This window comes from Streptosporangium sp. NBC_01755 (assembly GCF_035917995.1).
Classification (GTDB): Bacteria; Actinomycetota; Actinomycetes; order Streptosporangiales; family Streptosporangiaceae; genus Streptosporangium.
Window position 1 is genome coordinate 6,477,219 of record NZ_CP109131.1, and the last position, 8,495, is coordinate 6,485,713.

General features: G+C 65.4%; 9 protein-coding genes. 8 read left to right on the forward strand and 1 reads right to left on the reverse strand.

What is annotated here, in order from left to right; genetic code table 11:
• Window positions 1–495 precede the first annotated feature (495 nt).
• From OG884_RS30705 to OG884_RS30740, 8 genes are all read left to right on the forward strand, one after another.
• Complete coding sequence (locus OG884_RS30705; RefSeq protein WP_326638651.1) at window positions 496–1,185, forward strand: helix-turn-helix transcriptional regulator; 690 nt, start codon at window positions 496–498, stop codon at window positions 1,183–1,185.
• A 267-nt stretch (window positions 1,186–1,452) separates the two neighbouring features.
• On the forward strand, window positions 1,453–1,662 hold the full coding sequence (locus OG884_RS30710) for a DUF5988 family protein (protein ID WP_326638653.1): 210 nt from the start codon (window positions 1,453–1,455) through the stop codon (window positions 1,660–1,662).
• A 102-nt stretch (window positions 1,663–1,764) separates the two neighbouring features.
• Complete coding sequence (locus OG884_RS30715) at window positions 1,765–2,310, forward strand: cold shock domain-containing protein (protein WP_326638655.1); 546 nt, start codon at window positions 1,765–1,767, stop codon at window positions 2,308–2,310.
• A gap of 330 nt (window positions 2,311–2,640) precedes the next feature.
• Window positions 2,641–3,672, forward strand: a complete 1,032-nt coding sequence (locus tag OG884_RS30720; RefSeq protein WP_326638656.1) for a GDP-mannose 4,6-dehydratase — start codon at window positions 2,641–2,643, stop codon at window positions 3,670–3,672.
• Window positions 3,673–3,790: 118 nt separating this feature from the next.
• Window positions 3,791–4,645: a 3-hydroxyacyl-CoA dehydrogenase family protein gene (locus OG884_RS30725; protein WP_326638658.1), complete on the forward strand. Its 855-nt coding sequence runs from the start codon at window positions 3,791–3,793 to the stop codon at window positions 4,643–4,645.
• Window positions 4,642–4,932 carry an acyl carrier protein gene (locus tag OG884_RS30730; protein ID WP_326638660.1) on the forward strand — a complete coding sequence of 97 codons (291 nt, stop codon included), beginning with the start codon at window positions 4,642–4,644 and terminating at the stop codon, window positions 4,930–4,932. Before OG884_RS30725 ends, OG884_RS30730 begins: the two co-directional genes overlap by 4 nt.
• Window positions 4,925–6,034 (forward strand): acyl-CoA dehydrogenase family protein, encoded by a 1,110-nt coding sequence (locus OG884_RS30735; RefSeq protein ID WP_326638661.1) that lies wholly within the window; start codon window positions 4,925–4,927, stop codon window positions 6,032–6,034. Before OG884_RS30730 ends, OG884_RS30735 begins: the two co-directional genes overlap by 8 nt.
• An 18-nt stretch (window positions 6,035–6,052) precedes the next feature.
• Window positions 6,053–7,162 carry an HAD-IIIC family phosphatase gene (locus OG884_RS30740; RefSeq protein ID WP_326638663.1) on the forward strand — a complete coding sequence of 370 codons (1,110 nt, stop codon included), beginning with the start codon at window positions 6,053–6,055 and terminating at the stop codon, window positions 7,160–7,162.
• Between the two features lie 113 nt (window positions 7,163–7,275).
• On the opposite strand, the gene OG884_RS30745 is transcribed toward OG884_RS30740, so the two are convergent.
• On the reverse strand, window positions 7,276–7,908 hold the full coding sequence (locus OG884_RS30745) for an O-methyltransferase (RefSeq protein ID WP_326638665.1): 633 nt from the start codon (window positions 7,906–7,908) through the stop codon (window positions 7,276–7,278).
• Between the last annotated feature and the right edge of the window lie 587 nt (window positions 7,909–8,495).

The window sequence follows — 8,495 nt, forward strand, 5'->3', positions numbered from 1 at the left end:
GCCGGGGCACCGGTTCCCGCCGCCGTCCGGCGAGGCCTCCGCCGACCGGGCGGTCGAGGGGCTCGGAGTCGGCATAAAGGTCATCGCTTTAATTCGGTCGGCAGAAACCCACGTCGAGGTGCCGGTCAACGACGGGCGTCGCGGTTCGCCGGCCCGAGGTGAGCTGGATCGCGATGTGCAATTTCAGCTGTCCGGCGCGGCGCCGCCTGCCGACCCGGCCCAGGGTGCCCAGCCGCACGGCACATTATTAGTGCAGGATGTGAACTATATTGCCCGGGGCGGGCGCAGGGGAGTTCGGTACCGAACGAGACCGGGCCATCGCACCGCAAGGTCCGAACCAGACGCCTCACATACCACAGTCTTTTACTGTTCGTGCTGGACTTATGTTGACCGACTTTCGGGCGGGTTAATATCATGTAAATAAGTGGATTCGGTCGTTACTCTGTAGTTATCGGGTCATCGTCTCGTCTGCTGGAGGAGAGGAATGGTCACCAGGTGAGTATTGATATCGGCACCGCCCTGGTCGATGAGGAACACGGGCTTCTGTTGGTCGGTCGGCCCGCTGACAGAATAGATCAATACCGTTCTTTTTTCGACCAGTCAGGGATTTGCGTGGCGAATCTCGACCATGCGACCAGGATTATCGAGGCGAATCTCGAGTTCACCCGGCAGTTCGGACGCTCCCTGGCGGACATTCGAGGGCTGGCGTTCTGCGAGCTGCTCCATCTGAGCGTCCGCGACAAGCTGGGACAGCAGTTCACCCATCTGACGGACCACCAGCGCGCCCGCTTCGAAGAGCGGGTGATCGCCGTACGGCCGGATCAGACCGTGCTCGGCGGTGAGTTGACCGGAATCGCGCTGCACGGCGAGGCCGGCCACGTCGAGAGCATCATGGTGCTGGTACGGCCCGACCGGGAGCAGCGTGATGACCTGCTGACCGGGCGAAAGAGGCTGCTGAGCAGCATGGAGGCGCGCGTACTCGAAGGGGTGGCGGCGGGTGTGTCGACAGTGCAACTCGCGTCGATGCTGTACCTCAGCCGCGGCGGTGTGGAATATCACGTGACGATGCTGCTGCGAAAGCTGAAGGCCACCAACCGCCCGGCTCTGGTCTCCAAGGCGTACTCCATGGGTATCTTCCGGCTCGGCTCCTGGCCGCCCCGGATTCTGCCCGACTACGTGAAATAAGTTCAGGTAATCGGCCCACGGTCGCGTGGTGATCTGGATGACCGTGTCATCGGATCCCGGAGACCAGTGGGAGGACCGGTACTCGGAGCGGCCGGCGACGCCGGTGTGAAAAGCCATTGAGCCAACCGTTCCGTGATGTTCATATATTCTGGTACAGCGATTCCAGGGTGACCTCGATTGGGTTTTCCCGGCCGGTTTCACCGATCATCGCCGCCGATCCCGATCGTGTTCTTCAAAGGAACCGTAATGGTAAAGGGAGGTGTCATCGTGACCAGTGCAAAAATTGTGCTCTCCGGTGGGCCGGAGCGTTTTTCCGGTCGCGGTCACGTTCGAAGTTCGGTCGAGCCGGAGGAGAAGGTGAAAATTCTCTTCGGCGCGGGATACGAGCATTTCGTACACAACGGTGAGTTTCTGACGGTCGACGGAGAGAGCCTTCCGATCTTCCAGTGGTCCGGACGTACCAAAATAGCCGAGTAAATATAGTCGGCCAGCTTTAGAAACGTGCGGGGACTCATACGTCAGATAGCCGCTGTGGCGCTCCTCGGCTGAGCCGCGAGCGGATTCCGGTGGTTGTGACGAATGGTTCTCCGGGCAGTACTCCCCAATTCGGGAACCGTGGCTCTGGTGAGGTGTGGTGTGGTGGTAACGGGCAAACTCGTCAGTTTCGATGAATTTCGTGGGTTCGGTTTTATCGCCCCTGACTCAGGTGGCGAAGACGTTTTCATGCATGTCAACGACCTGGACAGTGACAAGCGTCTCATCTCGATCGACACGAGGGTCGAATTCAGGGTCGAGAACGGCGGCAAGGGGCTGAAGGCGTCCCAGGTCCGCGTGCTCGACAGGCCCGGCCCACCGAAGGTCCCACTGCTCTCGTCCGCCGTGCCGAGACCCGCCCCGGCACCCGCGTCGATCGCGCCGGCGGTGTCATCGGAACCGGCCGCCCCCACCCCCGACCGTCAGGGCAACGACGTCGGCTTCTGTGACGTGCTGTCCGTCAGGGAACTGACGCAGGAGATCACAGAGGCCATGCTCGCGGCCGTGCCGACGATGACGGCGGAGCAACTCCTGGGCGTCCGCAAGTGCCTCGTCGGCCTCGCTCAGACGCACGGCTGGGTCGAGGAGTAGCGCTTTCAGTCCCGGGCCGCCGATCCCGTCATGCGGATGGCCCGGGCGCCGGTCACGCTCCCGCGGATGATTCCGGTCGAGGGTTCGAGGGGAGCCCTCCAGTTCCCCGAAGTCTCTACAATTCCTTGGCGTTTTTCGGTCTCCTTGACTCTGGTGGCAGGCCACTGCCACTGTCGATCATCTGACACCCCGACAGATTCTCTGCTCGGTCGTGGGCCGGCGATCTGCCGGTTCAACGGACTCGATTCCCGCTGTGGGCACGCCGTCGGCGTCTTCGCGGTCGCGATGGTGTCCGGTCGGAACCTGTCCACGGTGCTGAAAGGAAAGTGCATGTCCAGGCGCGCGCTGATCACCGGTATCACCGGCCAAGACGGCTCTTATCTGGCTGAGCATCTACTGTCCCTGGGATACCAGGTTTGGGGGTTGATCAGAGGACAGGCGAATCCCCGGAAATCCCGCGTCAGCCGCCTTGTCAGCGATCTGTCATTCGTCAATGGCGATCTGTTGGACGAGGGGAGCCTGGTTACCGCAGTGGACAAGGTTCAGCCCGATGAGGTGTACAACCTCGCGGCCATCTCCTTCGTCCCGATGTCCTGGGATCAGGCCGAGTTGACCACCGAGGTCAATGGCATGGGCGTGCTCCGGATGCTGGAGGCGATTCGCCTGGTATGCGGGCTGGACAAGTCCCGTGACGGCAGTAGTGGTCAGATCCGCTTCTACCAGGCGTCGTCTTCGGAGATGTTCGGCAAGGTCGTGGAGAGTCCGCAACACGAGACGACGATCTTTCACCCGCGCAGCCCCTACGGGGTCGCGAAGACATACGGCCATTTCATCACCCGGAACTATCGCGAGTCGTTCGACATGTACGGTGTCTCCGGCATTCTGTTCAACCACGAGTCGCCGCGCCGGGGTACGGAGTTCGTGACCCGGAAGATCTCCCTCGGTGTCGCCCAGATCAAGCTCGGCCTGCAGGACAAGCTGTGTCTCGGAAATCTCGACGCGGTCCGTGACTGGGGATTCGCCGGCGACTACGTCCGGGCGATGCATCTCATGCTGCAGCAGGACGAGCCCACCGACTACGTCGTGGGCACCGGCTGCATGCACTCGGTGCGCGACGCCGTACAGATGGCCTTCGAGTACGTCGGACTGGACTGGCGGGACCACGTCGTCATCGATCCGGCGCTGGTGCGTCCCGCCGAGGTGGAGACCCTCTGCGCCGATCCAAGCCGCGCCAGAGTCGAGCTCGGCTGGGAGCCGAGCGTCGGCTTCGAGCAGCTCATGCACATGATGGTGGAGTCCGACCTCCAGCACGCCTCGCGCGAGCGGGACTTCGGAGACCTCATCCTCGCATCGAGTTGGTGAGCTCACCGGAGCTTCTCATGTCCGGTGTACGGGTGTCCGGTGTACGGAGGAGAAGTGGCCCGTGAAGCATAGGGAAAGGCCAACCCGAACCGTTATGTGAGGCTCAGGGGTGAATGAAGTGAAAGATGTCCGTCTGGGGGTTCTTGGGGCCGGGGTAATGGGCACCGGGATCGCGGTCGTGGCGATCGGCCACGGCATCCCGGTCGTGCTCGTCGACGTGTCGGAGGACAAGCTCGCCGACGCCCGGCACCGCGTCGACCTCCAGCTCCGGCACGCGCGGCTCATGGGCACGGTACCGGCGAAGGGCCCGGTGGCCGACCTGACGACGACCATGGAGCTTGCGGCCGTCGCCGACGCCACCGCGGTCATCGAGGCGATCATCGAGGACGCCGAGATCAAGGCGAAAGTGCTGGGCGAGGCGTCGAGGCTGGTCAGGACCGGAACACCGCTGGTCTCCAACACCTCGGGCATCCCGATCGGGGAGCTGGGGAGATTCACCGGCCGCCCGCACGAGCTGGTCGGCATTCATTTCATGAACCCCGCCTACCTGATCACGATGGTGGAGGTGATCAGAGGCGCCCTGACGAGCGATGAGACGATGACCGCGGTCACCGATCTGCTGACGCGGATGGGGCGCCGCGGGATCGTCGTTCAGGATGCTCCGGGGTTCGTCACGAGCAGGCTCCTCCACCCGATGATCAACGAGGCGGCGCGGATCGTCGAGGCCGGCGTGACCACCGTCGATTCGGTGGACGACCTGATGCGAGGCTGTCTCGGACATCCCACCGGGCCGCTGCGCACAGCCGACCTGATCGGACTGGATAATCTGGTCGACGCGCTGCGAATGCTCTGGGAGCGCACCGGCAACGCGAGTTTCCAGCCCTGTGAGCTGCTGCTGGAGAAGGTGTCCGCGGGGCACCTCGGACGCAAGTCAGGTAAGGGCTTCTACGATTACAAGAAGGTGCTCTCGTGAACACGAAACCAGAAGAGATGCTTCAGCCGACCCTCGACACCGTCCAGCAGCAGATCCGTGACTTCCTCGAAGAGCGGATCAAAACGGATGTCGCCGTCGACAAGGATCTGTTCGACTCCGGGCTCGTCAACTCGATGTTCGCCATGGAGCTGGTCGTCCACCTGGAGCAGAGGTACGGCGTCGCCATCCTCGGGGAGGACCTGAAGCTGGACAACTTCCGCACCGTCGAGCGGATGACCTCCCTCGTCCTGCGGCTGCTGGACGCACCGGTGGCGGACCATGCCTGAGTGGTTAGCCGAGGCGCGTGAAGGGGTCACCCACCTGGTCGGGGATCAGGCAGCGGCATGGGACCTCGAAGGTCTCCTCCCCGTGGAGACGCTCCGGACCCTTGGCAAGCTGGGCCTGCTCTGCGCCGAGGTACCACTCGCATACGGCGGCATCGGCGGGAAGAGCTCGGACAACGGCGCCTTCACCGCACACGTGGGCAGCCTGTGCAGTTCCCTGCGTAGCGTGATGACGTCACAGGGAATGGCGGCATGGACGATCCAGCGGCTTGGTGACGCCCGCCAGCGGCAGGAGTACCTCCCAAGGCTGACCAGTGGCGAGCTGGCCGCCGTCGCCTTCAGCGAACGTGACGCCGGCAGCGATGTGACGGCGATGGCCACCAAAATACGTGCCGACGGCGACACGGTGGTGGTCGACGGGCAGAAGGCGTGGACCACCGTGGCCCGCTACGCCGATTCGATCGTCGTCTTCGGACGATACGGCGACGGCGGCGCCGCCGTCGTCGTGCCCGCCGACGCTCCGGGAGTCACCATACGGCCGGTGCCCAACCCGAGCGGCTGCCGGGCCGCCGGGCACGCCGACGTCAGCCTCGACGCCGTCCGGCTGCCCGCGAGCGCCGTGCTCGGCGGCGGCGGACAGCAGCTCCAACTGCTGGTCACCACGGCTCTGGCCTACGGCCGGATATCGGTGGCCTGGGGCTGCGTCGGGATCCTGCGTGCCTGCCTTTCGGCGGCAGGCTCGCACGCGGGAACCCGTCGGCAGGGCGGCCGGCCACTGGCCGAGCACCAGCTCGTGGCCCGATACCTCGCCGAGCTCATGGCGGCCGAGCAGGCGGCGACACGGGTCTGCGAGCACGCGAGCCGTTGCTGGGACGCGGGGTCGCCGGAGATGGTGATCGCCACGGTCCTGGCCAAGTACGTCAGCTCGACCGAGGCCGCACGCGGTGCGGCGGCGGCCGTACAGGTGCTGGCGTCGGCGGGGGCGCAGGACGGCCACGTGGTGGCGCGGGCCTACCGGGACGCGAAGCTCATGGAACTCATCGAGGGCAGCACTGAGATCTGCCAGCTCATTCTCGCCCAGCACGCCGTCGCGCAGTCGCGCTGACCGAGACGAGGAGAACAGGTGCCCGACAAGACCACGATGGTGAAATGCCTGGTGTGGGATCTGGACAACACGCTGTGGCAGGGAACCTTGCTGGAGGACGACGAGGTACGCCTGCCGGAGTCCACCCGTGAACTCATCCGGGTGCTCGACTCCCGAGGCATCCTGCAGTCCGTCGCGAGCAAGAACGATCATGACCATGCCTGGGCGAAGCTTGAGAAACTGGGCATCGCGGAGTACTTCGTGCTGCCCCACATCAGTTGGTCGCCCAAGTCCGGCGCGATCCGGCACATCGCGGAGGAGCTGAAGTTCGCCCACGGCACGATCGCGTTCGTGGACGACCAGGCCGCGGAACGGGCCGAGGTGGCGTTCCACCTTCCCGACGTACGGTGCTACTCCGCCGATCAGGTCACCGAGCTGGCCGGGCTGCCGGAGTTCAGCCCGGAGACGGTGACCGAGGACGCCCGGCGCCGGCGGCAGATGTACCAGGCCGGTTTCCGGCGGCAGACCGCGAAGTCCGGCTTCACCGGTTCGGATGAGAAGTTCATCCGCTCGCTCGGCCTGGTGATGCACATCGAGCACGCGACCGTGGAGCACGTCGCCCGGGTCGAGGAACTGACCCTGCGCACCAGCCAGATGAACGCCACCGGCGTGCACTACTCACAGGAGATGCTGGTCCGGCTGCTCGACGACCCCCGGCACCGCGTCCTGGTCACCTCGTTGAGCGACCGTTTCGGACCGCACGGCGCGGTCGGGGTCGTTCTGCTGGAGTTGGGCACGCATGTGTGGCACCTGAAGCTGCTCGCCACGTCGTGCCGGGTCGTGTCCTTCGGCGCGGGCACGGTGATCCTGCGCTGGCTGGCCGACCAGGCCGCGCTCGCCGGCGCGCATCTGGTGGCCGACTTCCGCCGCACCGACCGCAACCGGATGATGGAGATCGCCTACCGGTTCAGCGGATTCACCGGCGAGACCTGCCCATGCCTCGGGAGGCTGCCCGCCCCCGGCGTCAGCGGCCTGCAACGGCTCCATCTCGTCCCGACCCCGCAGGACCCGCCCACCACGATGGACCTCATCGCGCGGGACCTCAGGCCTTCGCCTTCCAATGTCCTCAGCCCTTCGCCCGTCGCCTAGTGCGACGTTCCTCATCGGAAGACAGACCCTCCCCGGCCCAGGAGGCCGGGAGGCTGTCAGGGCGGCCTCAGGTTTTCGGCCGCGCGTCGCGCCCTCCTTTGCGGAACGGAGTACTAGCAGGGCGGTTCCGCCGGGCACTTCTTGCGCACCAGGGTGATGCCGTCCGCCATCGGCAGCAGTGAGATGTCCACCCGAGGGTCCTCCCGGAGGAAGGTGTTGAACCTGCGGATGGCGTCGGTGTCCGCGTCCTGTGCCGCCGGGTCGGCGACCTTGCCGAAGAACAGGGTGTTGTCCACCACGATCAGCCCATTGTCCTTGAGCAGCGCGAGGCCGGCCTCGTAGTACTTCGGATAGTTTGTTTTGTCGGCGTCGATGAACACGAAGTCGACCGACCCCGGCCCCTCGTCGAGCAGCAGCGTGGCAAGGGTGTCCGACGCGTCGCCGACCCGCAGGTCGATCCGGTCGAGCACGCCGGCCCGGCGCCAGTAGGGCACTCCGAAGCTGGGCCACCGCTCGGTGATGTCACAGGTGATGACGCGGCCTCCGGGAGCGACCGCGCGGGCCAGGCAGAGCGTGCTGTAGCCGGTGAAGGTGCCGACCTCCAGCACGGTCCGCGCGCAGGTGAGCCGGGCCAACAGCGCCAGCAGTTGCCCCTCCTCGGCCATGACCTGCATCGCCCTGCCCGCGGGCAGGGCCGCGGTCTCCTCACGAAGGGAACGTAGGATCTCGTCCTCCCGCGCCGACATCTCGTGAACGTACTCTGACAACTCTGATGTGATGTGAAGTTGACCGGCCATTGCGCGAGCGTAAGATCCCGCGGGCTGGTCATTTCCCCAGAGTCACGGGCCGTTCGGGAACGGGCGGGTGTACGGCTCGGGAACGGGCGGTGTCGTACGGCTCGGGAACGGGCGGTCGTACGGCCTCCACACACGCCGGGGCGTAGGCGCGCCGGGACGCGCCGCTGAGCCGTCACCAAGAAGGTGACCGGCCAGGACGGCGGTGCCGCGACCGCAGTTACTAATGATTTTCAGGGAGCGCCGGGCCGAAACTGGGCCGATGTGGATGGAGCCTGTGAACTCGACGCGGCGGTAGGTGGTATGAGGCCGGATGGCGTGGCGCGCGGTGTCGGTGAAGGTGCCAAACCCCCTGACTCCCTGCCCCCCTGCCCGTACCTTCCGGCGTGGCGCGGATCCGTGCACCTCACCGGCGCCGGTTAGCGACCGCCGGCGAGGTGCACATGGGGGCGCTGTGATCGCCGAACTCGATTGCGAAGCATTCGAGGCCCGACGAGTTGATGAGTTCGTGCTGGTCGTCGAAAAAGGGTTGAGCTGAT

Coding starts and splice junctions, on each gene's coding strand:
- OG884_RS30715 (WP_326638655.1), top strand. CDS start 1,765: ATGGTTCTCCGGGCAGTACTCCCCAATTCGGGAACCGTGGCTCTGGTG.
- OG884_RS30745 (WP_326638665.1), bottom strand. CDS start 7,908: ATGTCGGCGCGGGAGGACGAGATCCTACGTTCCCTTCGTGAGGAGACC.
- OG884_RS30735 (WP_326638661.1), top strand. CDS start 4,925: ATGCCTGAGTGGTTAGCCGAGGCGCGTGAAGGGGTCACCCACCTGGTC.
- OG884_RS30720 (WP_326638656.1), top strand. CDS start 2,641: ATGTCCAGGCGCGCGCTGATCACCGGTATCACCGGCCAAGACGGCTCT.